This window comes from Stenotrophomonas sp. CASM110 (assembly GCF_049384345.1).
GTDB classification, from domain to species: Bacteria; Pseudomonadota; Gammaproteobacteria; order Xanthomonadales; family Xanthomonadaceae; genus Stenotrophomonas; species Stenotrophomonas muris.
On sequence record NZ_JBMRGI010000011.1, the window covers coordinates 66683 to 90140 of the forward strand.

Here is a 23458-nt window from a genome sequence, read left to right on the forward strand (position 1 = left end):
AAGGTTGGCACCTACCTGGAGATCGAGGGTAGTGCCGGCCGTTGGCCGGCATTGTCATTCGGAGGCCTGCTATACCGCTTCATCGTCGCGCCGCGCCGCATGGCAGGCGCGAACGCGCGCCAGCGCATCGCCGGCTTCGCGCGCCATCTGCTCGTACTCGGCGCGGATCTCTTCCAGGCGCGCTTCATCCAGTTCTTCCAGATCCAACAGTTCGTTGTTGGCTTCGGCCGTCGCCCGGATCAGCTCGTCCAGCTTGATCTGCATCGCGGCAGTATCCGCGTTCTGCGTGTGCTGGATCAGGAACACCATCAGGAAGGTGATGATGGTGGTGCCGGTGTTGATCACCAGCTGCCAGGTGTCGTTGAAACCGAACACCGGGCCACTGATGCCCCAGATCACCACGATCGCTACTGCAGCCAGGAAGGTCCACGGCGAGCCGGTGGCGGCCGCGGCCTTCTTGGCGATCGTATTGAACAGGTTGCGTGCTTTCATCGTCGTCGTCCCACTCAGGTGACGAGGATGATCGGCAGTGGCCCGTGCAGGGGTTGTGCAGCGGCGGTCAGGCGCGCATGCGCTGCAGTCGTGGCGCCTGCAGGCTGCGCACCGGGCTGCTCTGGTAGACGTGCTGCCAGCAACGGTCGACGAACTCACGGGCCTGGGCTTCGCTCAGCCGCGGCATGATCTGCAGGGCGTATTGGGTCTGGAACATCTCGTCACGTTCGGCCTCGCTGGCGCGCGGCTGGGTGATCAGCGAATCACAGGCGAACTTGATCCACGGCACGTACGAGCCGAACGAGTTGTGCGGCAGTGCGCCTTCGGCATGTTGGCGGCGCCAGTGGTCAAGCTCGGCGTCAACGTTGATGACCGGAGGAATGGTGGGGACTTCAGCGTGCATGACAATCCAGTTCGGTTGAGTGGAAAGGGAGTGGGGGTTCATCCGAGTGTGGCGTATATGGCGGTGCATGCCGCGTCAGCGGGATGTGGAGCCTGCGTTGGCATGGCCGATCAACTGCGCATGTTCGACCGCACCGAGGTCTTCGGCCAGAGTGGCCATCGCATTGCACAGGCGTTCGTGGTCGAGCGGGTGGCGGCGGACCAGCTCCAGTTGCATGTGCTGATAGGCAGTCCAGAACGGCGCGCCGCGCCGGTGCAGCGCATATTGCTGCTGCAAGCGTTCGCGGATCGGATCGAGGATCGGGTCTGTCGTAGGGCGTACGGCGTGCGCGCACATGGCTGGCTCCGCCGGGGAAAGGGTGCCCCGGTGAACCCACCGTAGGCGTGTCAGCCGCGTGGGGTGTTACCGCAATGTGTGCGCGTGACCTGGCTGACTGTGCGCGCGGTCACGCCGATGCCCGCAAAGGCCGCCGGCACAAGGGCGCACCGGCGCTGAAGCGTTCATTAAATGTGTTGCAGAGACGAGCGCGCGTGGCTCATTCGCCGATGTCCTCGTTCCAGATGTCGGGATGACGGCTGATGAAATCGCCCAGCAGGTCCACGCATTCCTGGTTGTCCAGGTCGATCACGTTGACGCCGTTTTCGCGCAGCCAGTCGATGCCGCCCTGGAAGGTGCGCGATTCGCCCACCACCACGGTGCCGATGTTGAACTGGCGCACCAGCCCCGAGCAGTACCAGCACGGGGCCAGGGTGGTGACCATGATGGTGTCCTGGTAACGGCGCTGGCGGCCGGCCTTGCGGAAGGCGTCGGTTTCCCCATGCACCGACGGGTCGCCTTCCTGCACGCGGCGGTTGTGGCCGCAGCCGAGCAGGCGGCCGTCGTTGTGGTACAGCGCCGCGCCGATCGGCACGCCGCCCTCGGCCAGGCCCTGGCGGGCTTCGGCGATGGCGGTCTGCAGCAGGGCCTGGTAGTCGGGCGTGGTGATCATGCGGGGCTCCGGTAAGTCGTGGCCCGCCATCATACGGGCAGGGGGTGCCGCTGGCCCCCGGCGGTGCGATAATCGGGGCCATGAGCGAATCCCCCTACAAAGCCGGTACCACCCATTTCGGGTTCCGCGACGTCGCCGCCAAGGACAAGCAGAAGCTGGTCGGCCAGGTGTTCACCTCGGTCGCGCGCAACTACGACCTGATGAACGACCTGATGAGCCTGGGCGTGCACCGGGCGTGGAAGCGCTACTACGTGGCCACCGCGCAGGTGAAGCCGGGCGACCGCGTGCTCGACCTGGCCGGCGGCACCGGCGACATCGCCGCCCTGCTGAAGGAGCGCGTCGGCGCCGAGGGTTCGGTGGTGCTGGGCGACATCAACGCCGGCATGCTGTCGGTCGGCCGTGACCGCCTGACCAACCGCGGCCTCGTGCTCGGCCTGGACTACGTGCAGTGCAACGCCGAAGCCCTGCCGTTCCCGGACAACAGCTTCGATCTGGTCACCATTGCCTTCGGCCTGCGCAACGTGACCGACAAGGACGCTGGCCTGCGCGAGATGTACCGCGTGCTGAAGGTGGGCGGCCAGGCCCGCGTGCTGGAATTCTCCGAAGTCACCGCGGACTGGTTCAAGCCGATCTACGACTTCCACTCGTTCAAGATCCTGCCCAAGCTGGGCAAGCTGTTCGCCAACGATTCGGACAGCTACCAGTACCTGGCCGAGAGCATCCGCAAGCACCCGCCGCAGGACGAACTGAAGGCGATGATGGGGCAGGCCGGCTTCGAGCGCTGCCACTACAAGAACCTGACCGGCGGCATCGTCTCGATCCACTCCGGCTACAAGCTGTAAGCCCTTCTCTGGTGGGTGCCAACTTGGTTGGCACTCGCCCGCTGCGGTCATCCGCTCTGGTAGGTGCCGACCTTGGTCGGCACGGGCCTGCCGCGTGCGTTGATGGATCCGTGCCAACCAAGGTGGGCACCTGCCTGTAGATGCCAACCAAGGTTGGCACCTACCTGTAGATGCCAACCTTGGTTGGCATGCGCCGGAGGCGCAGGAACGGCCCCGGCCTGCATTACCCCGCACCGCGCAACGCCTGCGCGGCCGGAGGGAGGTACCATTGGGGTTTGATCCCCGTAACGGTCCCGATTCATGCGTAATCCGCTGATGCTCCTTCCGCTGGCCGTGGCCCTGGCCGCCGGCTGCTCCCAGGAGGCGGCCGCGCCCGCCGCCGCCCCGACTGCCGCAAAGGCCCCCGCCGCCCCCGTGAACGCCGAGAACCGCAGCCACGACGAAAGCTCGTACGCCGAGCCGGACAAGGTCGTCATCAAGGACATCGCACTGGATCTGAAGCTGGACTTCGACCAGAAGCAGATCGGCGGCACCGCCACCTACACCCTGGAATGGAAGCAGAAGGACGCCAGGCAGCTGGTGCTCGACACCCGCGAGCTGACCGTGTCCAAGGTCGAGGCCGTCGCCGCCGATGGCGCGCGCAGCCCGCTGCAGTTCGCGCTGGCCCCGGTCGACAAGGTGTTCGGCAGCAAGCTGACCATCGAGACCCCGGAACAGCCGGTCAAGGTGGAAGTGACCTACCACACCGCACCGACCGCCTCGGGCCTGCAGTGGCTGGCGCCGTCGATGACCGAGGGCAAGAAGCTGCCCTTCATGTTCAGCCAGTCGCAGGCCATCCACGCCCGTTCCTGGGTGCCGCTGCAGGACACCCCGAGCGTGCGTTTCACCTACAGCGCGCACGTGGTCTCGCGCCCGGACGTGATGGTGCTGATGAGTGCCGACAACGATCCGAAGGCCGCGCGTGACGGTGACTACACCTTCAAGATGCCGCAGCCGATTCCGTCCTACCTGCTGGCCATCGCCGCCGGCGACCTGGTGTTCGAGCCGATCTCCGGCCGCTCCGGTGTCTGGGCCGAGCCGACCATGGTCAACAAGGCGGCCAAGGAATTCGAAGACACCGAGAAGATGATCGGTGCCGCCGAGAAGCTGTACGGCGAATACCGCTGGGGCCGCTACGACATGCTGGTGCTGCCGCCGTCGTTCCCGTTCGGCGGCATGGAGAATCCGCGCCTGACCTTCGCCACCCCGACCGTGATCGTCGGTGACAAGTCGCTGGTCTCGCTGGTCGCCCATGAACTGGCGCACAGCTGGTCGGGCAACCTGGTGACCAACGCCAGCTGGAAGGACATCTGGCTCAATGAAGGCTTCACCACCTACGTCCAGGGCCGCATCACCGAAGCCCTGTACGGCAAGGAGATGGCCGAGATGGAGAAGCAGATCGACCAGACCGACCTGCTGGCCGAAGTGAAGGACATGAGCCCGGCCGACCAGGCGCTGGCGCTGCCGCCGCTGAACGAGCGTGACCCCGACGAAGCCCTCAGCCAGGTCGCCTACGTAAAGGGTTCGTGGTTCCTGGAATTCCTGGAGCAGCGCTTCGGCCGCGAGACCTTCGATCCGTTCCTGCGCGGCTGGTTCGATGACCATGCCTTCCAGAGCGCGAACACCGACCAGTTCGTCGCGTACATGAAGAAGAACCTGCTGCCGAAGAATCCCTCGGCAGTGACCGAGGCCGAACTGAAGGCGTGGCTGGACGAGCCGGGCATTCCGGCGTTCGCGGCCAAGGCGCAGTCGCGCAACTTCAGCAGCGTCGATACCGCGCGCATTGCCTTCGCCAGCGCCGGCACCGTGCCGAGCAGCCAGGTCATCGCCGACTGGAGCACGCAGGAATGGGTGCGCTTCATCGACGGCCTGGGTGCGACCCAGCCGCTGGACAAGCTGGCCACGCTGGACAAGGCATTCCACTTCACCGGCACCCCGAATGGTGAGATCGCCATGCGCTGGTACCCGCTGGCGATCCGCAGCGGCTACGAGCAGGCCAATGAAGGTGCTGCCGCGTTCATCGAGCGCGTCGGCCGTCGCAAGCTGATCCTGCCGATCTACGCCGAACTGGTGAAGACCCCGAAGGGGCTGGAGCTGGCCAAGCAGGCCTTTGAAAAGGCCAAGCCGGGCTACCACCCGATCACCACGGCCTCGGTCCAGGACATGCTGGCCAAGGCTGAAGCCAAGTAACCGGTGGTGCCGGCCGCTGGCCGGCAACCGGTCACTGCTTCACCAGCTACGGCGGGGAAACCCGCCGTTGCTGTATCCGCTTTTCGCTGCCGATAGAATCGGGATGCACTCGCATAGGACCTCCGCCATGAAACGACTGATCCTGCTCACCGCCTGCACCCTGGCCCTGGCCGCCTGCAGCAACCCCGAGGAAGAGCGCAAGGCGCAGGAAGCCGCCGCGGCCGCCGTGCAGGCGCAGAAGGAAGCCAAGGCCGAGGACGTGGCCAAGCAGTACGACATGGCCGTGGCCGCGCAGGACTGGGAACGCGCGCGCCTGCATGGCGCCTCGCTGCTGGACCAGTACAAGGACACCGCCGCCGCCGAGCGCATCGCCGCGGGCTTCGACGAGGTCAAGGCCAAGGGCGATGCCGCGCGCGACCTGCGCCGCATGCAGGCGCTGTGGCAGTACAACCAGATCCCGGTGGGCAACAAGGGCAACCAGGTTTCGGCGCAGATCTACAGCAAGGAACGGGTGGACGTGGATGGCAGCGGCGCCAAGCCGGTGCAGCTGGTGTTCCGCGATCACCCGGAGTGGAAGCGGCACGCTTACCTGGTGCTGCAGGCCGGCGATTTCCGCTGCCCGCAGTGCACGGTGAAGGTGACCGTGGACGATGGCAAGCCGGTGTCGATGGCGGCCTGGCGCCCGAAGACCGATGAAGCCATCGCCCTGTTCATCACCGACCATAAGGCGTTGTGGAAGCTGGCGCGCAAGGGCAAGTCGATCAGCATCGAGTTCCCGGTCAAGGCTGGCGGCACGCGTACGGCCGTGTTCGAGACCGGCGGTGTCGACGCCAGTCGCATGCCGCAGTGGTGGCAGTGATGATCGCGACGGGCAGCGCAGTGCACGCGTTGTCCGCGATCCGGCACTGGGTCTTCGACATGGATGGCACGCTGACCGTCGCCGTGCATGATTTCGCCGCGATCCGCCGTGCGCTGCAGATCGCGGCCGAGGAGGACATCCTGGACCATATCGCAGCGTTGCCGGATGCGCCGGCGCAGGCCAAGCGTGAGTGGCTGCTGGATCACGAACGTGTGCTGGCCGAGGAGGCGCTGCCGGCGCCGGGTGCGGTGACGCTGCTGCGTGCGCTGGCAGCCGACGGTTGCCGGCTGGGCATCCTGACCCGCAACGATCATGCGCTGGCGAAGCTGACGCTGGACGCGATCGGGGTCGGGGAACTGTTCGATGATGCCGACATCGTCGGCCGTGATGAAGCGGTGCCCAAGCCCTCGCCGGATGGCCTGCAGCAGCACCTGCGGCGCTGGGGCATTGCAGCGAGGGAGGCGGTGATGGTCGGCGACCACGCCTACGACCTGGAGTGCGGCCGCGCCGCGGGCGCCCATACCGTGCTGGTCAACCTGCCGGAAAACCCGTGGCCCGGCCGTGCCGACTGGCATTTCGCCGATTGCCGCGCGCTGTTGGCGGCCTGGCAGGCCGCATGACCGTGTAGAGCCGAGCCCACGCTCGGCTGCTCTGCGGTCAGATCGCGCAGGCGCGCGCAAGCCGAGCATGGGCTCGGCTCTACAGAGCAGGCAACGTGTCGGTCGGAAGTTCCGGTAGTGCCGGCCGCCGGCCGGCAGTGTCGACCCAGGTCGACACCCACCGAGCGATGCGCGGGCAGTTCGGTTTACGCGCCCAGCGCGTAACCGAACTGCTGCTTGAACTGCTCGTTGAACTCGTCGAAGGTGAAGCGCTGGTTCTGCGTGCCTGGGTGCTCGACCTTCAGTGCGCCCATCAGGTTGCCCATGCGGCCGATGGTCAGCCAGTCGTAGCCCTTCTGGATGCCGTAGATCAGGCCGGCGCGGAAGGCGTCGCCACAGCCGGTCGGGTCGACCACGCGGCGCTCGTGCGCCGGCGGGATGTCGTAGCTCTTTTCCGGGGTGTGGATGACCGCGCCCTTCGGGCCGCGGGTGGTGATGTAGGCCTTGACCCGGCTGACGATCTCCTTTTCGTCCCAGCCGGTGCGCTCCTGCAGCAGGTTCGACTCGTAGTCGTTGACCACCACGTAGTCGGCCTGGTCGATGAAGGCGCGCAGTTCCGGGCCGTTGAACAGCGGCATGGCCTGGCCCGGGTCGAAGATGAACGGGATGCCGTCCTCGTGGAATTCCTGCGCGTTCTGGATCATGCCTTCGCGGCCGTCCGGGCCGACCAGGCCCAGGGTCACGCCCGGCACGCCGCGCACATGGTTCTCGTAGGAACGCATCATCGCGCCCGGGTGGAAGGCGGTGATCTGGTTGTTGTCGTGGTCGGTGGTGATGAACGCCTGCGGGGTGAACAGCTCATCGATCACGCGCACGCGCGACAGGTCGATGCCCAGGCCTTCGAAATACTCGCGGTACGGGCCGAAGTCCGAGCCCACGGTGCCCATCGGGATCGGCTGGCCGCCAAGCAGGTGCAGGTTGTAGGCGATGTTGCCGGCGCAGCCGCCGAACTCGCGGCGCATGCGCGGCACCAGGAAGGACACGTTCAGGATGTGCACCTTGTCCGGCAGGATGTGATTCTTGAACTGGTCCGGAAACACCATGATGGTGTCGAAGGCAAGAGAACCACAGATCAGAGCGGACATCGATGTAAGCCTATGCGGTGAATTTTGGGGTGGGCCAGCCCGGTTCAGCGGGCAAGCAAACGGCGCCCTTGGGCGCCCGACGGCGCAAAGGTTACCCGCTGGTGCCGCTCAGGGCCAGAACCGGGTGATGCCCGATCAGGCCGAAAGCCTGTGAAGACGCGGGTTCAGCTAGTTTTTTCCTTGCTCGGCGGCAGGCGGGTTGCTAGGCTTGTCGGCCTCGATTTCTGCCCATTTTTTCGCCATCCCGCGGCGGGCACGACACCCCTCAGGACTCCTTCCTCAGATGTTCAAGAAACTCCGTGGCATGTTCTCCAACGACCTGTCCATCGACCTGGGCACGGCCAACACCCTCATCTACGTGCGCGGGCAGGGGATCGTGCTGAACGAGCCGTCGGTCGTGGCCGTGCGCCAGGACCGTGCCATCGGTGGCACCCGCTCGGTGGCAGCCGTGGGCGCCGAAGCCAAGCAGATGCTGGGCCGTACCCCGGGTCACATCACCACCATCCGCCCGATGAAGGACGGCGTCATCGCCGACTTCACCTACACCGAGGCGATGCTCAAGCACTTCATCAAGAAGGTGCACAAATCGCGCGTGCTGCGCCCGAGCCCGCGCGTGCTGGTCTGCGTGCCGGCCGGCTCGACCCAGGTCGAGCGCCGCGCGATCAAGGAATCGGCCGAGGAAGCCGGTGCCCGTGACGTGTTCCTGATCGAAGAACCGATGGCGGCCGCGATCGGCGCCGGCATGCCGGTCACCGAGGCCCGTGGCTCGATGGTCATCGACATCGGCGGCGGCACCACCGAAGTGGCGGTGATCTCGCTCAACGGCATCGTCTATTCGGCCTCGGTCCGCATCGGCGGCGACCGCTTCGACGAGTCGATCACCAACTACGTGCGCCGCAACCACGGCATGCTGATCGGTGAAGCCACCGCCGAGCGCATCAAGGTCGAGCTGGGCTGCGCCTACCCGCAGGCGGAAGTGATCGAGATGGAAATCTCCGGCCGCAACCTCGCCGAGGGCGTGCCGAAGATGATCAAGATCAGCTCCAACGAGGTGCTCGAGGCCCTGCACGAGCCGCTGTCGGGCATCGTCAGCGCGGTCAAGCTGGCGCTGGAGCAGACCCCGCCGGAACTGTGCGCCGACGTCGCCGAGCGCGGCATCGTGCTGACCGGTGGTGGCGCCCTGCTGCGCGACCTGGACCGCCTGATCTCCGAGGAAACCGGCCTGCACGTGCAGGTGGCCGACGATCCGCTGACCTGCGTGGCCCGCGGTGGCGGCCGTGCGCTGGAGCTGGTGGACATGCACGGCAACGAGTTCTTTGCGCCGGAATAAGCCGTCCCGGCCGTTCCTGCCCGCCGCGCCCTTCCGGGGTGCGGCCCGCCGTGATGGCGGGCCGGCACCGGCGGGGCGCCCGCGTGTTTCCCTTTCGCCTTCTGCCAGTTGAATCGTTGCCGTGCCGCCCTACGCCGGTCCTCCCGTTGCCTCCCGATCCGGTGATGCCGCCAGCCCCCTGCGGTTGCTGGCCTATCTCGCGTTGGCCATCACCCTGATCGTGCTCGATGACCAGGCCGGCTGGCTGGCGCGCCTGCGCGAGCAGGCCAACAGCCTGGTGCAGCCGGTATGGGCGCTGGCCGGCCTGCCCGGCAAGCTCGGCAACCAGGTCAAGGATTCCGCCGCCAGCCATACCCAGCTGGTGACCGAGAATCGCGAACTGCGCAACCAGCTGCTGCTGGCCAACGCGCGCCTGACCCGCCTGCAGACCGCCGCGCTGGACAATGCCCAGCTGCGCGAACTGCTGAACGTGGCCGAGCGCAGCGGCCTGGACGTGCAGCTGGCGCCGATCCTGGACATCGACCTGGACCCGGTGAAGCAGCGCCTGGTGCTCGACGCCGGCACCCGCGAAGGCGTGCACGTCGGCCAGGCGGTGATCGATGCCGGCGGCTTGATGGGGCAGGTGATCAGCGTCACCGGCGGCACCTCCACCGTGCTGCTGCTGACCGATCCCGACCACGCGGTGCCCGTTACCGTGGCCCGCAACGGCGTGCGCCTGATCGTCTATGGCCGCGGCGACACGCTGGAACTGCGCGACATCCCGCTCAGCGCCGGCGTGGAAGTGGGCGATGAGATCGTCACCTCCGGCCTCGGCGGGCGCTTCCCGGCCGGCTTCCCGGTCGGCACCATCACCGGCCTGCGCCCGGACGACACCCATGCCTTCCTGGTCGGCGAACTGAAGCCGGCGGCCCAGCTCGACCGCGGCCGCGACGTGCTGCTGCTGCGCCCGGGGGCGGCGATCCGCATTCCGCCGGAACTGCGCCTGCAGCTGGAAGAAACCGCCCCGGGGGGGCCGGCCACCGGCGCCAGCGTGCCTGCGGGAGCCGCGCCAGCGGCAACGACGCCGGCTCCGGCCAGCTCCCCGGTAGTGCCGGCCGCTGGCCGGCAACAGCCCTCGTCGCAAACGAGGACTGTTGCCCCCGCATTCTCCCTTACCCCCGCGCCTTCGGCGCGCCCCCCTCAACAAGAGGGGGGCTCCACCCCAGCCTCCGGCGCTACGGTAGTGCCGGCCGCTGGCCGGCAACCGACCACGCCGGAGGCCCAGCGATGAGCCGCCTGCGCGACAACCCGTGGGTGCTGCCGGCCAGCCTGGTGGTGGCGCTGCTGCTGGGCCTGCTGCCGTTGCCGGCGCTGCTGCAGCCGCTGCGCCCGTACTGGCTGGCGCTGGTGCTGGCGTACTGGGTCATCGAAGCCCCCGAACGCGTCGGCCTGGGCATCGCCTTCGCCAGCGGCGTGGTTGCCGACCTGCTGTACGGCGGCGTGCTGGGCGAACAGGCGCTGCGGCTGGTGATGCTGGCCTTCATCCTGCAGCGCTTCCGCGCCCGCATCCGCTTCTTCCCGATGTCCCAGCAGATGCTGGCCATCGGCGGCCTGCTGTTCAACGACCGCATCGTCAGCGCGCTGGTCCACATCGTGGTGGATGAGCCGACCCTGCCGTGGTCGTACTGGTGGGCACCGCTGCTGGGCATGGGCCTGTGGCCGCTGGTGTTCGTGCTGCTGGACGCGGTGCGCTTCGGCAAGCGCGGGCGCTGAGCCATGATCCCGCGCCGCCAGGTCAAGAACCCGCACGCCGAAGCCGAACAGTTCCGCCGCCGCGCGGCGCTGGGCTTCCTGGGCGTGCTGGTCTGCCTGCTGGGCCTGGGCGGCTGGTACTTCAAGCTGCAGGTGCTGGACCACGACGTCTATGCCACGCGCTCGGAAGCCAACCGCATCAAGCCGCGGCCGGTGGTGCCCGGGCGCGGCATGATCTACGACCGCAATGGCCGCCTGCTGGCCGAGAACGTGCCGGCCTTCCGCCTGGACGTGACCCCGGACAAGGTCAAGGACATGGACGCCACCCTGGAAGGGCTGGCGAAGATCATCAACATCAGCCCGGAAGAGCTGGAAGCGTTCAACAAGTCGCGCAAGGCGCGCCGCAAGTTCCTGCCGGTCACGCTGAAGCTGCGCATGAGCGACGAGGAGATGGCGCGCTTCGCGGTCGACCGCTGGCGCTTCCCCGGCGTCGAGCTGGAGCCCTACCTGACCCGCCGCTACCCCTACGGCGATCTGTTCGCGCACATCATCGGCTACGTTGGCCGCGTTGATGACAAGGATCTGGAGATCCTCGGCGAAGGCAATGCCGCGCTGACCCACATCGGCAAGTCCGGCCTGGAGCGTTACTACGAGCAGCAGCTGCGCGGCAAGGTCGGCTACGAGCAGGTCGAGACCAACGTGCAGGGGCGCGCGATCCGCACCATCGGCCGCGTCGCCGCGCAGTCCGGCGCCGACCTGCGGCTGTCGATCGACGCCGACCTGCAGCGCGCCATGGTGGCCGCCTTCGGCGACCAGGAAGGCTCGGCGGTGGCGATGGACCCGCGCACCGGCGAAGTGCTGGCGATGGTCAGCCTGCCGTCCTACGACCCCAACCTGTTCGTCAACGGCATCTCGCATGCCGACTTCAAGGCGCTGAACGAAAACCCGTCGCGGCCGCAGTTCAACCGCCTGGTGCTCGGTGGCGTCGCCCCCGGTTCCACGCTGAAGCCGCTGATCGGCCTGGCCGGCCTGGATTCGGGCGTTCGACGCCCGGAAGACAAGGTGCTGTCCACCGGCATGTTCTATCTGCCGGGCACTTCCCGCGGCTGGGGTGACGCCCACCGTGGCGGCCATGGCTGGACCGACCTGCGCAAGTCCATCGCCGAATCGGTCAACACCTACTACTACAAGCTGGCGCTGGACCTGGGCATCGAGCGCTTCGACCATTACATGGAGTACTACGGCTTCGGCCAGCCGACCGGCATCGACCTCACCGGCGAGATCGGCGGTATCCTGCCGTCGCCGGCCTACAAGCGGAAGAGCCGCAAGGAAGCCTGGTACCCCGGTGATACGGTCAACATCAGCATCGGCCAGGGTGACTGGAAGGTCACCCCGCTGCAGCTGGCGCGCGGCGTCAGCGGTCTGGCCGACGGCCAGCTGCGCACCCCGCACCTGGTGATCCAGCAGCGCGAGGGTTTCGACAGCAACTGGTCGGCGATGCCGGCTGGCGAGAGCAAGCCGGTCAGCCCCAACCCCGCCAACGTGCAGGCCGTGCGCGAGGGCATGATGGCGACCATGCGGCCCGGCGGCAGCGGCTGGCGCGTGGCAGTGGGTGCGCCGTACGTGATGGCCGGCAAGACCGGTACCGCGCAGGTCATCAGCCGAAAGGGCACGGCGGCAGTGAATCCGAAGAGCCTGCCGATGCACCTGCGCCATCGCGCGCTGTTCGTCGGCTTCGCACCGGTGGAAAACCCGGTGATCGCGATCGCGGTGGCCGTGGAAGGCGGCGGCTATGGTGGTTCGGCGGCCGCGCCGATCGCACGCAAGGTGTTCGACGCCTACCTGCTGGGCAAGATGCCCGAAGGCATGCAGCCACTGGACAGCGAGCGCGGCACCACCGCCATCGGCGCCACCGCGTTCGACAACGAAGATGCCGGCGCGCGCCAGGCTGGCGACCTCGCCGCGGCGCAGCTGGGTGAACATCCGGTGCTGGTCGGCGTGCCGGCGCCGGAACCTGTACCCGCACCGCAGCCGGGTACGCCGGCCGCCGCCGCGTTGCCCGCCACGCCACGCCCGACCGTCGCGGAGCCCGTACGATGAGAGTGTTCCTGCGCTGGGCCGGCGACATGCTGCGCCGCTTCTTCAGCACGCTTGACTGGGTGCTGTGCCTGGCCCTGGGGACGCTGATGGTGATCGGCCTGGCTACCCTGAAGAGCGCCGGTGGCGACAGCCTGGTGATGGCCCAGGGCGCGCGCTTCGCCGTGGGCATGGCCGCGCTGTGGGGCATCTCGCGGGTGCCGATCCTGCGCATCCGCTCGGCTACGCCGATGATCTACGCGATCTCGATGATCCCGTTGCTGGCGGTGTTCGTGCTGGGCACCGGCAAGTACGGCCGGCAGTGGCTGGACCTGAAGTTCTTCTACCTGCAGCCGGCCGAGCTGCTGAAGGTCAGCCTGCCGATGATGGTGGCCTGGTACCTCCACAAGATGCCGCTGCCGCCGCGCTTCAACACCGTGCTCGTGGCCCTGGTCATCATCGGCGTGCCCACTGGCCTGGTGATGCTGCAGCCGGACTTCGGTACTGGTGTGCTGATCGCTGCCAGTGGCGTGTTCGTGCTGTTGTTGGCCGGCCTGCCGTGGTGGTGGGTCGGCCTGGGCGTGGGTGGCGTGGCCGCGGTCGCGCCGGTGGCCTGGTTCTGGTTGCTGCGGCCGTACCAGAAGGACCGCATCATGATGTTCCTGGACCCGGAGATGGATGCGCTGGGGGCCGGGTGGAACATCATCCAGTCGAAGATCGCGATCGGTTCCGGCGGCTTCGATGGCAAGGGCTGGGGCGAGGGCTCGCAGTCGCACCTGAACTTCATTCCCGAACAGACCACCGACTTCGCGTTCTCGGTGCTGAGCGAGGAGTTCGGCTGGATCGGCGTGGCCACCGTGCTGGCGCTGTACCTGGTGGTGATCGGGCGCTGCCTGTGGATCGCCAGCCAGTCGCGCGATTCGTATTCGCGCCTGCTGGCCGGCGCCACCGGCCTGGCGTTCTTCGTCTATGTGCTGGTGAACGGCGGGATGATTTCCGGCCTGCTGCCGGTGGTGGGCGTGCCGATGCCGCTGATCAGCTACGGCGGTACCTCGGCGGTGTCACTGCTGGCCGGCTTCGGATTGGTGATGGCGGTGCGCAGTCACAACCCGGTGCACGGCGGCTACGGCTGAGTACGGCGTCGGGGTCAGATCCCTTTTTCCACAGGGAAAAGGGATCTGACCCCACAGCCCGGCTACGGAGATCAGAAGCACCCTGACAGCTTCACGCAAGCGCCCGTTGCTAGCGTGCTGCGCGTGGAATGGAAACGACTGTTTGGCGGCTGCCGTGAGGCAGTGCGCACGATCGATCTGCCGTTGCTGGTCGCATTGCTGATCCTGATGGGCGCGGGCCTGGCGGTGCTGCACAGTGTGTCCGGGCCGGTGGCCGGGCAGGCGGCGCGCTTTGCGGGTGGACTGCTGGCGATGTGGCTGCTGTCACGTGTTTCGCTGCTGCGCCTGCGCGCGTGGACACCAGCGTTGTACGCGCTGTCGATGCTGCCGCTGATGGCGGTGTATGTGATCGGCACCGGCAAATATGGGCAGCGCTGGCTCAACCTCGGCGTGTTCTACCTGCAACCGTCGGAGCTGCTCAAGCTCAGCCTGCCGTTGATGATGGCCTGGTACCTGCACCGGCAACCGCTGCCGCCGTCGCCGCGCACGGTACTGACCGCCGCGGTGCTGATCGGCGCGCCGGCGGTGTTGATCCTGATGCAGCCCAACCTCGGCACCGCCACGCTGGTCACCGCCAGCGGCGTGTTCGCGTTGTTGCTGGCGGGCCTGCACTGGGGCTGGGTGGCGACCGGCGCGGCGGGGCTGGCAGTGGCCGCGCCGCTGGCGTGGTTCGGTCTGCTGCGTCAGTACCAGAAGGATCGTGTGTTGACCTTCCTCGACCCGGCGGCCGACCCCCTGGGCACCGGCTGGAACATCCTGCAGTCACGCATCGCGATCGGCTCCGGGGGATGGCAGGGACGCGGCTGGGGGCAGGGCACCCAGGCCACGCTGGATTTCCTCCCCGAATACACCACCGACTTCGCGTTTTCGGTGCTGGCCGAAGAGTTCGGCTGGATCGGCGTGGCGACGCTGTTCGCGCTGTACCTGTTCGTGGTCGGGCGTTGCCTGTGGATTGCCGTGCACGCGCGCGACACGCATGCACGGTTGCTGGCCGGCAGCCTGGGGCTGGCGTTCTTCGTCTACGTGCTGGTGAACGGCGGAATGATTTCCGGCCTGCTGCCGGTGGTGGGCATTCCGATGCCGCTGATCAGCTACGGCGGGACATCGGCGGTTTCGCTGTTGGCCGGCATCGGGTTGGTGATGGCGGTACGCGGGCACCGGCCCGTGCACGGGGGATAGGGTTTCCAGCCAACGGCGCAGCCCCTCGTGGGTGGAATGGGTCGCTGAAAGCCGGATTGCTGAGGGCTGGCCGGGTAGACGGGCTGCGCAGGGGCGTGAGCCGCATGGATGCGGCGACCGAGCTTACATGGACGTACTTGCAGCGGCCCCTGCGCAGCCCGTCTACCCGGCCCCACCCATGAACTGCTTTTCGCGGCCACCCACGAGGGGCTGCGCCGTTGGCTGGAAACTCCTGACTGCGCAACGCCCGTTGTGGAAGCGTTCTCACACCGATGCACGACAGCACGCCCGCTGACGAAAGTCCGCAAAAAACGTTAGCTGGTTCACACTTTTACACCGCGTTGATCTTGATCAATGGACTTGTCGTAATCGGCCTGCACAATGGCGGCCCGTTCGGCACGGCGCGCCGTCAATCGTTGCAGCGCGAGGGGGCGTCGGGCGGGAAGCAGTACTGATCCAACGGGTACAGGGAGCGCGGGGTACTGCCACTGGGGAGCGGCAGCCGCGCAGGTACCGACCGGATCCGGTCGCCGGTTGCGTCTGCGGGGATGGGGACGCAACCGGCAACCTCCATCTGAATGGGGAAGGGCGATCACGGTGCCTTCACATTTCCCGCTGGTCGCAGGCAAATCGTTGTGATTCATGGTGTTAGGGGTTTTAATTCATCCATGACCTGCTAACCTGCGACGATGATTCGACGCACTCTGGCCTGCATGCTCACCCTCGGCCTGGTCGCCTGCGCGACCCAGCCGAAGTCCCCACCGTCTTCGCCCCAGGCCAGCAGTACGCCGCGCCAGCCCGCCGCCAAGGCCCATGGCCCGGCCGAGGCCGCGCCTGAAGCCACCGCCGCCACCGCGGCGCCGGTCGATCTCACCCCGGTGCCGTTTGAGGTCGCACGGGCCCGCTTCATTGCCGATACCGCCAAGCGCTATGGCCTGAAGCCGGAGCAGATCAGCAGCGTGCTCGACCAGGCGCAGGTGCGCCAGCCGATCATCGCCGCGATGTCGCGCCCGGCCGAACGGGTCAAGCCGTGGAATGAGTACCGGCCGATGTTCATCAGCAAGGCGCGCATCGATGGCGGCCGCGCGTTCCTGGCCGAACACCGCGCCGAACTGGATCGCGTGCAGCAGCGCACCGGCGTGCCGGCCGAAGTGATCGTCGCGATCATCGGTGTGGAAACCAGCTACGGCAGGAATGCTGGCAGCCATCGCGTGCTCGATGCGCTGTACACGCTGGCGTTCTATTACCCGCGCAGCGGCGACCCGGCCAAGCTGGAACGCGAAGTGCGCCGCGAGCTGTTCTTCCGCGATGAGCTGGCCAAGCTGTTCGAGCTGGGCCACGAAGAGAAACTGGATATCACCACGCTCAAGGGCAGTTATGCCGGTGCTATGGGCATGGGCCAGTTCATGCCGTCCAGCTATCTCGACTACGCCGTGGACGGAAACGGTGATGGCCGCCGCGACCTGTTCACCAGCTACGACGACGTGTTCTCGTCCATCGCCAACTACTTCGTGAAGAAGGGCGGCTGGGTGCGTGGCGGGCAGGTGGCCGTGCCGGCCACGCTGGCGCCGGGCCGCGAGGAGTTCAACCCGACCGAATGGATGCCGACCTGGACGATGGCCGACCTGGCGCAGCGCGGCTACCAGCCGGGCGCGCCGGTGCAGCCGGGCGCCACCGCCACGCCGATCACGCTTGAAGGCAGCACCGGCAAGCAGTACTGGCTGGGCTTCCAGAACTACTACGCGATCACCCGCTACAACCTCTCGAAGATGTACGCGATGGCCGTGTTCCAGTTGTCCCAGGCCATCGCCGGACAGGAGCTGCCCCCGGCATGAACATCAGATGGCTGGTCCCAGGCTTGATCGTCCTCGCGCTGGCTGCCTGCAGCAGCGCGCCGAAGAAGCCGGCCACGGCCGGCCATGGTGGCAAGTCCGGCGGCACGCTGGTGCAGGGGCGTGGCTCGCGCCCGGCACACTGCCCGGAAGGGTCACCGTACGCGGCGGCCAAGGAAGACCTGAGCACCCGCGGCAACTACACTGCCGGTGGCCTGTACAAGCCGGGCGTGCGTGACAGCACGCCGGATTACATTCCCAACGTGGCCTGCATTCCCGAGCCGGAAGTGACCGCCGAGGAGCGCTCGGCGATCGGCAACAAGTCGCCGTACGTGGTGCTGGGGAAGTCGTACAAGGTGCTCGACGATACCCACGACTATGTCGAGCGCGGTACCGCGTCGTACTACGGCGCCAAGTTCCATGGCCGCCTGACCTCCAACCGCGAGGTCTACGACATGTACCAGTTCACCGCCGCGCACAAGACGCTGCCGCTGCCCAGCTTCGCCCGCGTGACCAACCTCGACAATGGCGAGTCGGTGATCGTGCGCGTCAACGACCGCGGCCCGTTCCACGATGGTCGCGTGGTCGATCTCAGTTATGCCGCCGCCGTGCGCCTGGGCATCACCCAGCGCGGTACCGGCAACGTGGAAGTGCGCGCGCTGCAGCCGGGCGAGAGCAACCTGCTGGCGCAGAAGCCGTCCCGCCGCGAGCGTCGTGCCGCCGAAGCGGCAGCTGCGGTGGCCAGTGCACGCCCGGCAGCGACCGCGCGCGCCACTGCCGACAGCGATATCGATCGCCTGGTCAAGCGCCTGCCGGCCGATGGCATGCCGGCACGCGGCCAGCCGGCCACCACCCAGGGCGTGGCCAGCACCGTGCCGGACGTGGCGGTCAGCAGCCTGCCGCCGAGTGCACCGCTGCGCAGCACCGCACCGGCGCCGGTTGCAGTCGCCAGCGCCGCGCCGCGCGCCGTCGCGCCGGCACCCGTGCGCACCGTCGCCGCCACGCCGGCGGCACCCAGCCTGTCGCAGCAGGTGGTGGGCGCGGTGATGGTGCAGGTCGCCAGCTTCTCCAGTCGCGACAACGCCAACCGTGCGATGGGCCAGCTCAACGCTGCCGGCATCGTCGGCGCGACCATCAGCGACATCGCCGCCGGTGGCCGCACCCTGTTCCGTCTGCGCGTTCCTGCCACCGACCATGCCAGTGCCGCGGAACTTGCCGGCCGCATCGCCGGTCTGGGCCTGGGTTCGCCGCAGATCGTCAAGGATTGATCCGCCCGGGCCGGTGCTGCCGGCCCAGGCTCCCCCGGCCTTACAATGGCCGTTACGTTCCACCCTCCATTCCCGGCCGTCCCCTGGAGCCTGCTGTCCAATGAATTTCCGTTCCGCCGCCACCGCCCTGGCCGCCACCCTGGTGGTGGGCCTGGCTTCCGCCCAGACGCCGCTGCCGACCCCGGCCACGCCGGCGCCTGCCGCCGCCGCTGCCGCCCCGGCCACCGTCGCGACCCCGCCGGCCCCGGCCCCGAGCGTGTCCAAGGCCTGGGTCCTGATGGACTACGCCACCGGCCAGGTGCTGGCCGGCGAGAACATCCACGAGCAGCTGGCCCCGGCCAGCATCACCAAGGTGATGACGTCGTACGTGGTTGCCGCCGAGGTCAAGAACGGCAAGGTCCGTGCAGATGACCAGGTGATGATGAGCGAGCGCGCCTGGCGCGAAGGTGGCGCCGGTACCGACGGCAGCTACAGCGGCTTCCCGGTCAATCAGACCGCACGCCTGGAAGACATGGAAAAGGGCATGGCGATCCAGTCCGGCAATGACGCCGCGATCGCCCTGGCCGAGCATGTGGCCGGCAGCGAAGAGGCCTTTGCGTCGCTGATGAACAGCTACGCCGCCAAGATCGGCATGAAGGACTCGCACTTCGTCAACGCCCACGGCCTGACCGCACAGGGCCACCACAGCACCGCCTACGACCTGGCGCTGCTGGGCCGCGCGATGGTGCGTGATTACCCGGAAACCTACGCGTATAACAAGATCAAGGAATTCCAGGTCGGCAACATCAAGCAGCCGAACCGCAACCTGCTGCTGTGGCGCGATGGCAGCGTGGATGGCATCAAGACCGGCCACACGTCCGAAGCCGGCTACTGCCTGATGAGCTCGGCCCAGCGTGGCGACCAGCGCCTGATCGCCGTAGTGCTGGGTGGTGCGTCGGAGAAGCAGCGTGCCGACGACAGCCTGGCCCTGCTGAACTGGGGCTTCCGCTTCTTCGAGACCCACCGCCTGTACGAACCGGGCAAGGCCGTGGCCGAGCACAAGGTCTGGAAGGGCACCACCGACAAGGTACAGCTGGGCGTGGCCCAGCCGATGCTGGTGAGCGTGCCGCGCGGCCGCTACAACGATCTGAAGCCGAGCATCGACGTGCCCAAGACCCTGGAAGCACCGTTCACCGCCGGCCAGCAGATCGGCACCGTGAAGGTCACGCTGGATGGCAAGGTCATCGCCGAGGCACCGCTGGTGGCCGTGGCCGCCGTCGAGCAGGCCGGCTTCTTCAAGCGCCTGTGGGACAGCTTCTGGATGTGGTGGGAATCGGAATGATCCACGCCTTGGCGTGGTGAACGAAAAGGCCGGCCAATGCCGGCCTTTTCTGTTTCGGGATGCCGCTTCCCCCCGCACGCGGGGGGTAGAGCCGGCCGCTGGCCGGCTCCGCATGAGCCCATCCGGATGCGGGTCGTGCCGGCCACTGGCCGGCTCCGCATGAGCCCACCCGGATGCGGGTAGAGCCGGCCGCTGGCCGGCTCCCCAGCAACTCATCCGGAACTGCCGGCAGCCGGCCAGCGGCCGGCACGACCTGCAGCGCCTGACTTGCAGCGAGCGATGCGGTAACCGGTGTGCCGACCAACGGTCGGCACCTACCCGCTTCACCCTCAGCCCCTCGCCTACAGCGAGCGGCTGATGGTGAAACTGCCGAACACCGGCGATTGGCGCTGGCCGTTGAACTCCCGCGTGCTGTGGTAACGCGCAGCGGCGAACTTCCAGCGTCCGTACATCACGGCCACGCCATAGCCGCCGTAGGCCACCACATGGCGCTTGTCCACGCTGTGACTGTTGCGGAACGTGTTGCCATCCAGCGTGATGTCGCGGATCACCCAGGCCGCGTCCGAGGTCGCGAACAGGTGCCAGGACCAGCCATTGGGACGGCCGCTGCGGGTCGGTGCCGTGTTCTCACCGGCCGGGCGCAACGGCGTGCTGCCGAAGTCGTCCGGCAGCTTCCAGCCGAAGCGCACTTCACCGCCGAGGTTGGCCTTGGTTTCCAGGTTGCCGATCGAGCCGCCGTAGTGGCTGATCGCGTCCCAACCCCAGCCGTCGGCATTGATGCTGGCATCACCCGGCCAGCGGCGCATGCGCTCATGGGTCAGCATGAACAGCGGCTCGTTGTGCAGCTGGTTGTCCCAGCCCTTGAATTTCTCGTCGCCCAGCACTTCGTGCACGGCATTCTGCACCTGCTTGCCCTGTGCCCACGGGCCAACTACGCCCAACGTCAGCTGGGTGGTCTGCAGGCGGTCGCCGCTGCGCGCATTGAAACCGAAGTTTGCGATCAGTACGCCCGCGTAAGGGCGGTCGTCCTCGATCAGGTCCCTGCGGCTGAAATCGGTCGGGGTGAAGATGCCCTGGCCGATGCTGAAGATCATGTTCTGCTGTTCGAACCTGCCCGGATGCAGGCCTTCCAGGTACTGGTTCACCCAGCGCGCCATGCGTGGAAGGCACGGGTCGTCGGTGTAATCGACCAGATTGGGCGAGACCAGGGTCAACAGCGCACCGTTGGTATAGCCCTGGTCCTGGTGGCGGCCGCCGAACAGGTCGTTGTCGACGCGGAAATTGACCTGCGGCGGGTGATCGCGCATCGCGTCCGGGCCACATTGTTCGGCCGCCTGGGCGGCAAAGGGGAGGGCAGAGGCCAGCAGGCCGGCCAGCCCGAGGGCTGCGACACTATGCATGGATGGAATGCTCATGGGGAAGGGGGCGGTTTTCTGTCGTTTTCTGCAACGCTACGGTACTCGTGCCCGCGCGCCGGAACGAGCACGTTGGGATCACTTGTCTGTTCCGAAAACAACATTGTCCGGCGGACACAATTCGTTACCCGCGCACGCGCCGCAGGCCTGGCGTGAAGGCGACTGCAGGCCGCGCGCACGATGCCCCGGTCAGTGAGGGGCCGAAAGAACCAGTCAGCTGCCGTTGGGCTCTCCGCCCGCGCTTTTGGGCCAGCTGCAACGCAGCAGGCCGCCAGTGCTGTCTTTGACGTTGATGAATACTCTTGGGTTTGTTGCCCTGCGGCCCGATAATGGGGCCATGGAAATCAAGTCCGACAACCCCGACCACGGCTTCCAGTTCCCCGGCCAGTTCGAGCTCAGCGCCATGGGCCCGGCCAACCGCGGCCTGGAGCATGAGCTTCCCCGTCTGCTGCTGGCTGCCGGCATCGATGTGGTGAACGAACGCATCAGCTGGAAGCATTCGTCCAACGGCAAGTACGTGTCCGTCCGCATCGTGTTCAAGGCCGAGAGCCGCGAGCAGTACGACCTGGCGCACCAGGCACTGCGCGACCACCCGGAAGTGAAGTGGACGCTGTAGCCGACAGCTGCCCGGCCGAAGCCGCCCCGGAAGACCGCGCGCCGCGTCCGGCGGTGGTTCGCGACCTCGGCCGCCAGGCGTACGAGCCGGTGTGGCGCGCCATGCAGCGCTTCACCGACCAGCGCAGCGACGCCGACGCCGACGAACTGTGGGTAGTCGAGCACGATCCGGTGTTCACCCTGGGCCAGGCCGGCAAGGATGAGCACGTGCTGGCGCCGGGTGACATCCCCGTGCTGCACGTGGACCGTGGCGGCCAGGTGACCTATCACGGGCCCGGCCAGATCGTGGTCTACCCGCTGTTGCGCCTGCCGCGGCTGGGCATCGGTGTGCGCGACTACGTGTGCCGCATCGAGCAGGCCCTCATCGATACCCTGGCCGAGTGGAACATCGGCGCCGAACGCCGCGAGGGTGCCCCGGGCGTCTACGTCGGTGGCGCCAAGATCGCTGCGCTTGGCATCCGCGTGCGCCGCGGCTGCACCTTCCATGGCCTGGCCTTCAACGTGGCCATGGACCTGGAACCCTTCCACCGCATCAACCCCTGTGGCTATCAGGGGTTGCAGGTGACCTCGGTGGTAGACTTGGGCGGCCCCTCCGGGCTGGATGCCGTCAAGCCGGTGCTGCTGGACCACCTGGCCCGCCAGTTCGGCTTGCTGCTGCAGCACACGCCGGAACTGCCCGATCTTTCTGCGGCCGCCTGACCGCCCCCGGAACTGCCATGACTGAAACCACCGCCCGTTCCATTCCCCTGCAGATCGTGCAGGGCGACTCTCCGTCCGCCGCGCCGTTGCAGGCCGGGGTCAAGCAGCTGGGCGGTGACAAGATCAACCGTTCGCCGGTGCAGTTCGCCGACGCGCCGGTGCTGCGCAAGCCGTCGTGGATCCGCGTGCGCATTCCCTCGGGCAACGCCGTGCAGAACCTCAAGGCCAAGCTTCGCGAGAACCGCCTGGTGACGGTGTGCGAGGAAGCCAGCTGCCCGAACATCCACGAATGCTTCGGCCATGGCACCGCCACCTTCATGATCCTCGGCGAGGTCTGCACCCGCCGCTGCTCGTTCTGCGACGTGGCCCATGGCCGCCCGAAGCCGCCGGATGCCAACGAACCGGCCAGCCTCGGCCAGACCGTGGCCGACATGGGCCTGAAGTACGTGGTGGTGACCAGCGTCGACCGCGATGACCTGCGTGACGGCGGTGCCCAGCACTTCGTCGACTGCATCACCGCCATCCGCGAAAAGTCGCCGGGTACCCGCATCGAAGTGCTGACCCCGGACTTCCGTGGCAAGGGCCGCATGGAGCGCGCGCTGGAGATCCTGGCGCAGAACCCGCCGGATGTGTTCAACCACAACATCGAGACCGTGCCGGACCTGTACCGCAACGTGCGCCCGGGTGCGGACTACCAGTGGTCGCTGAACCTGCTGAAGAACTTCAAGGCACAGCACCCGGACGTGCCGACCAAGAGCGGCATCATGCTGGGCCTGGGCGAAGACTTCGAACAGATCAAGGCCACCATGCGCGACCTGCGCGCGCACGATGTGGACATGATCACCATCGGCCAGTACCTGCAGCCGACCGCGCATCACCACCCGGTACTGAAGTACTGGACCCCCGAGGACTACAAGGCGCTGGAAGACTACGGCTACGCGCTGGGCTTCAGCCACGTGGCGTCCGGCCCGATGGTGCGCTCGTCGTACCACGCTGACGTGCAGGCCAAGGGCGCCGGCATCTCCTGAGGTGGGTGCGGACCGTTGGTCCGCACGCCTCTGCCTGCCGTAGAGCCGAGCCCATGCTCGGCTGCTTGCTGCCGGCCAGCCGAGCATGGGCTCGGCTCTACCTGCATTCACAATTTGCTACACCGGCCCGGCTAGGCTGGTTTTCCACCGAGCGCGGCCGGATGACAAACCCGGCAACTTTCGGCACTGTCGTGGTGTCTGAACACCCTGCAGTCTCCCCCTTGGCAAGGCGCCT

At 67.4% G+C, this 23458-nt stretch carries 23 protein-coding genes; 16 read left to right on the plus strand and 7 right to left on the minus strand.

From position 1 onward, the window contains the following. Positions 1 to 69: 69 nt before the first annotated feature. The 4 genes from VG561_RS11685 to VG561_RS11700 all read right to left on the minus strand — a co-directional run bounded on the left by VG561_RS11685 (position 70) and on the right by VG561_RS11700 (position 1883). Positions 70 to 492 (minus strand): low affinity iron permease family protein, encoded by a 423-nt coding sequence (locus tag VG561_RS11685; protein WP_032961193.1) that lies wholly within the window; start codon positions 490 to 492, stop codon positions 70 to 72. Positions 493 to 559: 67 nt separating this feature from the next. After that, entirely contained in the window at positions 560 to 895 is a 336-nt protein-coding gene (locus VG561_RS11690) for a hypothetical protein (RefSeq protein WP_005411085.1), read from the minus strand. A gap of 75 nt (positions 896 to 970) precedes the next feature. Then, entirely contained in the window at positions 971 to 1231 is a 261-nt protein-coding gene (locus tag VG561_RS11695; RefSeq protein WP_014648454.1) for a hypothetical protein, read from the minus strand. 199 nt (positions 1232 to 1430) lie between these two features. Next, a complete protein-coding gene (locus tag VG561_RS11700; protein ID WP_005419409.1) occupies positions 1431 to 1883 on the minus strand; it encodes a nucleoside deaminase in 453 nt (150 codons plus the stop codon). An 80-nt stretch (positions 1884 to 1963) separates the two neighbouring features. Between VG561_RS11700 and ubiE the strand changes: the two genes are divergently transcribed. The 4 genes from ubiE (at position 1964) to VG561_RS11720 (ending at position 6433) form a co-directional block, all read left to right on the plus strand. Further along, complete coding sequence (ubiE, locus tag VG561_RS11705) at positions 1964 to 2725, plus strand: bifunctional demethylmenaquinone methyltransferase/2-methoxy-6-polyprenyl-1,4-benzoquinol methylase UbiE (RefSeq protein WP_005411082.1); 762 nt, start codon at positions 1964 to 1966, stop codon at positions 2723 to 2725. Positions 2726 to 3025: 300 nt separating this feature from the next. Then, positions 3026 to 4954, plus strand: a complete 1929-nt coding sequence (locus VG561_RS11710; protein ID WP_423179608.1) for a M1 family metallopeptidase — start codon at positions 3026 to 3028, stop codon at positions 4952 to 4954. A 127-nt stretch (positions 4955 to 5081) separates the two neighbouring features. Beyond that, complete coding sequence (locus VG561_RS11715; protein WP_423179609.1) at positions 5082 to 5813, plus strand: hypothetical protein; 732 nt, start codon at positions 5082 to 5084, stop codon at positions 5811 to 5813. After that, positions 5813 to 6433, plus strand: coding sequence for an HAD family hydrolase (locus VG561_RS11720; RefSeq protein WP_049406055.1), 621 nt, complete (start codon positions 5813 to 5815; stop codon positions 6431 to 6433). The genes VG561_RS11715 and VG561_RS11720 overlap by 1 nt, the downstream gene beginning before the upstream one ends. Before the next feature lie 185 nt (positions 6434 to 6618). On the opposite strand, the gene VG561_RS11725 is transcribed toward VG561_RS11720, so the two are convergent. Further along, the gene (locus tag VG561_RS11725) at positions 6619 to 7557 is read right to left on the minus strand and encodes a carbohydrate kinase family protein (protein WP_005411078.1); all 939 of its coding nucleotides are present in this window, start codon (positions 7555 to 7557) and stop codon (positions 6619 to 6621) included. Between the two features lie 283 nt (positions 7558 to 7840). On the opposite strand from VG561_RS11725, the gene VG561_RS11730 reads away from it, so the two are divergent. The 6 genes from VG561_RS11730 to rodA (VG561_RS11755) all read left to right on the plus strand — a co-directional run bounded on the left by VG561_RS11730 (position 7841) and on the right by rodA (VG561_RS11755) (position 15045). After that, on the plus strand, positions 7841 to 8887 hold the full coding sequence (locus tag VG561_RS11730) for a rod shape-determining protein (RefSeq protein WP_005419402.1): 1047 nt from the start codon (positions 7841 to 7843) through the stop codon (positions 8885 to 8887). A gap of 121 nt (positions 8888 to 9008) precedes the next feature. Further along, positions 9009 to 10157, plus strand: a complete 1149-nt coding sequence (gene mreC / locus VG561_RS11735) for a rod shape-determining protein MreC (RefSeq protein WP_423179610.1) — start codon at positions 9009 to 9011, stop codon at positions 10155 to 10157. Then, positions 10154 to 10639: a rod shape-determining protein MreD gene (gene mreD, locus VG561_RS11740; RefSeq protein WP_005419400.1), complete on the plus strand. Its 486-nt coding sequence runs from the start codon at positions 10154 to 10156 to the stop codon at positions 10637 to 10639. The genes mreC and mreD overlap by 4 nt, the downstream gene beginning before the upstream one ends. A 3-nt stretch (positions 10640 to 10642) precedes the next feature. Further along, a complete protein-coding gene (gene mrdA / locus VG561_RS11745; protein ID WP_142235157.1) occupies positions 10643 to 12718 on the plus strand; it encodes a penicillin-binding protein 2 in 2076 nt (691 codons plus the stop codon). Further along, positions 12715 to 13827 (plus strand): rod shape-determining protein RodA, encoded by a 1113-nt coding sequence (gene rodA / locus VG561_RS11750; protein WP_014648447.1) that lies wholly within the window; start codon positions 12715 to 12717, stop codon positions 13825 to 13827. Before mrdA ends, rodA (VG561_RS11750) begins: the two co-directional genes overlap by 4 nt. Positions 13828 to 13950: 123 nt before the next feature. Continuing rightward, on the plus strand, positions 13951 to 15045 hold the full coding sequence (gene rodA / locus VG561_RS11755) for a rod shape-determining protein RodA (RefSeq protein WP_049406772.1): 1095 nt from the start codon (positions 13951 to 13953) through the stop codon (positions 15043 to 15045). Between the two features lie 323 nt (positions 15046 to 15368). Here the strand turns inward: rodA (VG561_RS11755) and VG561_RS11760 are convergent, their stop codons facing one another. After that, positions 15369 to 15689: a hypothetical protein gene (locus tag VG561_RS11760; RefSeq protein ID WP_414615787.1), complete on the minus strand. Its 321-nt coding sequence runs from the start codon at positions 15687 to 15689 to the stop codon at positions 15369 to 15371. Positions 15690 to 15734: 45 nt separating this feature from the next. Here VG561_RS11760 and mltB point away from each other — a divergent pair, with 45 nt between their 5' ends. From mltB to VG561_RS11775, 3 genes are all read left to right on the plus strand, one after another. After that, positions 15735 to 16880, plus strand: a complete 1146-nt coding sequence (mltB, locus tag VG561_RS11765) for a lytic murein transglycosylase B (protein WP_032957863.1) — start codon at positions 15735 to 15737, stop codon at positions 16878 to 16880. After that, positions 16877 to 18145, plus strand: a complete 1269-nt coding sequence (locus tag VG561_RS11770; RefSeq protein ID WP_069117853.1) for a septal ring lytic transglycosylase RlpA family protein — start codon at positions 16877 to 16879, stop codon at positions 18143 to 18145. The genes mltB and VG561_RS11770 overlap by 4 nt, the downstream gene beginning before the upstream one ends. 100 nt (positions 18146 to 18245) lie before the next feature. Then, positions 18246 to 19466 carry a D-alanyl-D-alanine carboxypeptidase family protein gene (locus tag VG561_RS11775; RefSeq protein ID WP_014648443.1) on the plus strand — a complete coding sequence of 407 codons (1221 nt, stop codon included), beginning with the start codon at positions 18246 to 18248 and terminating at the stop codon, positions 19464 to 19466. 341 nt (positions 19467 to 19807) lie between these two features. Here the strand turns inward: VG561_RS11775 and VG561_RS11780 are convergent, their stop codons facing one another. Further along, entirely contained in the window at positions 19808 to 20866 is a 1059-nt protein-coding gene (locus tag VG561_RS11780; protein WP_168708239.1) for a lipid A deacylase LpxR family protein, read from the minus strand. 352 nt (positions 20867 to 21218) lie between these two features. Here VG561_RS11780 and VG561_RS11785 point away from each other — a divergent pair, with 352 nt between their 5' ends. The 3 genes from VG561_RS11785 to lipA are packed head-to-tail and all read left to right on the plus strand — an operon-like array spanning position 21219 to position 23223. Beyond that, the gene (locus tag VG561_RS11785) at positions 21219 to 21497 is read left to right on the plus strand and encodes a YbeD family protein (RefSeq protein ID WP_005411067.1); all 279 of its coding nucleotides are present in this window, start codon (positions 21219 to 21221) and stop codon (positions 21495 to 21497) included. Further along, positions 21485 to 22195 (plus strand): lipoyl(octanoyl) transferase LipB, encoded by a 711-nt coding sequence (gene lipB / locus VG561_RS11790; RefSeq protein ID WP_014648440.1) that lies wholly within the window; start codon positions 21485 to 21487, stop codon positions 22193 to 22195. Before VG561_RS11785 ends, lipB begins: the two co-directional genes overlap by 13 nt. A gap of 17 nt (positions 22196 to 22212) precedes the next feature. After that, the gene (gene lipA, locus VG561_RS11795; RefSeq protein ID WP_032960206.1) at positions 22213 to 23223 is read left to right on the plus strand and encodes a lipoyl synthase; all 1011 of its coding nucleotides are present in this window, start codon (positions 22213 to 22215) and stop codon (positions 23221 to 23223) included. Positions 23224 to 23458: the final 235 nt, after the last annotated feature.

What these genes read in the sequence shown, in the direction of transcription:
- VG561_RS11730 (WP_005419402.1), top strand. Translation starts at nt 7,841, where the DNA reads ATGTTCAAGAAACTCCGTGGCATGTTCTCCAACGACCTGTCCATCGAC.
- VG561_RS11715 (WP_423179609.1), top strand. Translation starts at nt 5,082, where the DNA reads ATGAAACGACTGATCCTGCTCACCGCCTGCACCCTGGCCCTGGCCGCC.
- VG561_RS11700 (WP_005419409.1), bottom strand. Translation starts at nt 1,883, where the DNA reads ATGATCACCACGCCCGACTACCAGGCCCTGCTGCAGACCGCCATCGCC.
- rodA (WP_014648447.1), top strand. Translation starts at nt 12,715, where the DNA reads ATGAGAGTGTTCCTGCGCTGGGCCGGCGACATGCTGCGCCGCTTCTTC.
- mrdA (WP_142235157.1), top strand. Translation starts at nt 10,643, where the DNA reads ATGATCCCGCGCCGCCAGGTCAAGAACCCGCACGCCGAAGCCGAACAG.
- VG561_RS11720 (WP_049406055.1), top strand. Translation starts at nt 5,813, where the DNA reads ATGATCGCGACGGGCAGCGCAGTGCACGCGTTGTCCGCGATCCGGCAC.
- VG561_RS11780 (WP_168708239.1), bottom strand. Translation starts at nt 20,866, where the DNA reads ATGCATAGTGTCGCAGCCCTCGGGCTGGCCGGCCTGCTGGCCTCTGCC.
- VG561_RS11770 (WP_069117853.1), top strand. Translation starts at nt 16,877, where the DNA reads ATGAACATCAGATGGCTGGTCCCAGGCTTGATCGTCCTCGCGCTGGCT.
- VG561_RS11685 (WP_032961193.1), bottom strand. Translation starts at nt 492, where the DNA reads ATGAAAGCACGCAACCTGTTCAATACGATCGCCAAGAAGGCCGCGGCC.
- VG561_RS11710 (WP_423179608.1), top strand. Translation starts at nt 3,026, where the DNA reads ATGCGTAATCCGCTGATGCTCCTTCCGCTGGCCGTGGCCCTGGCCGCC.
- VG561_RS11785 (WP_005411067.1), top strand. Translation starts at nt 21,219, where the DNA reads ATGGAAATCAAGTCCGACAACCCCGACCACGGCTTCCAGTTCCCCGGC.
- lipA (WP_032960206.1), top strand. Translation starts at nt 22,213, where the DNA reads ATGACTGAAACCACCGCCCGTTCCATTCCCCTGCAGATCGTGCAGGGC.
- VG561_RS11725 (WP_005411078.1), bottom strand. Translation starts at nt 7,557, where the DNA reads ATGTCCGCTCTGATCTGTGGTTCTCTTGCCTTCGACACCATCATGGTG.
- VG561_RS11695 (WP_014648454.1), bottom strand. Translation starts at nt 1,231, where the DNA reads ATGTGCGCGCACGCCGTACGCCCTACGACAGACCCGATCCTCGATCCG.
- ubiE (WP_005411082.1), top strand. Translation starts at nt 1,964, where the DNA reads ATGAGCGAATCCCCCTACAAAGCCGGTACCACCCATTTCGGGTTCCGC.
- VG561_RS11775 (WP_014648443.1), top strand. Translation starts at nt 18,246, where the DNA reads ATGAATTTCCGTTCCGCCGCCACCGCCCTGGCCGCCACCCTGGTGGTG.
- VG561_RS11690 (WP_005411085.1), bottom strand. Translation starts at nt 895, where the DNA reads ATGCACGCTGAAGTCCCCACCATTCCTCCGGTCATCAACGTTGACGCC.
- VG561_RS11760 (WP_414615787.1), bottom strand. Translation starts at nt 15,689, where the DNA reads ATGAATCACAACGATTTGCCTGCGACCAGCGGGAAATGTGAAGGCACC.
- mltB (WP_032957863.1), top strand. Translation starts at nt 15,735, where the DNA reads ATGATTCGACGCACTCTGGCCTGCATGCTCACCCTCGGCCTGGTCGCC.
- mreD (WP_005419400.1), top strand. Translation starts at nt 10,154, where the DNA reads ATGAGCCGCCTGCGCGACAACCCGTGGGTGCTGCCGGCCAGCCTGGTG.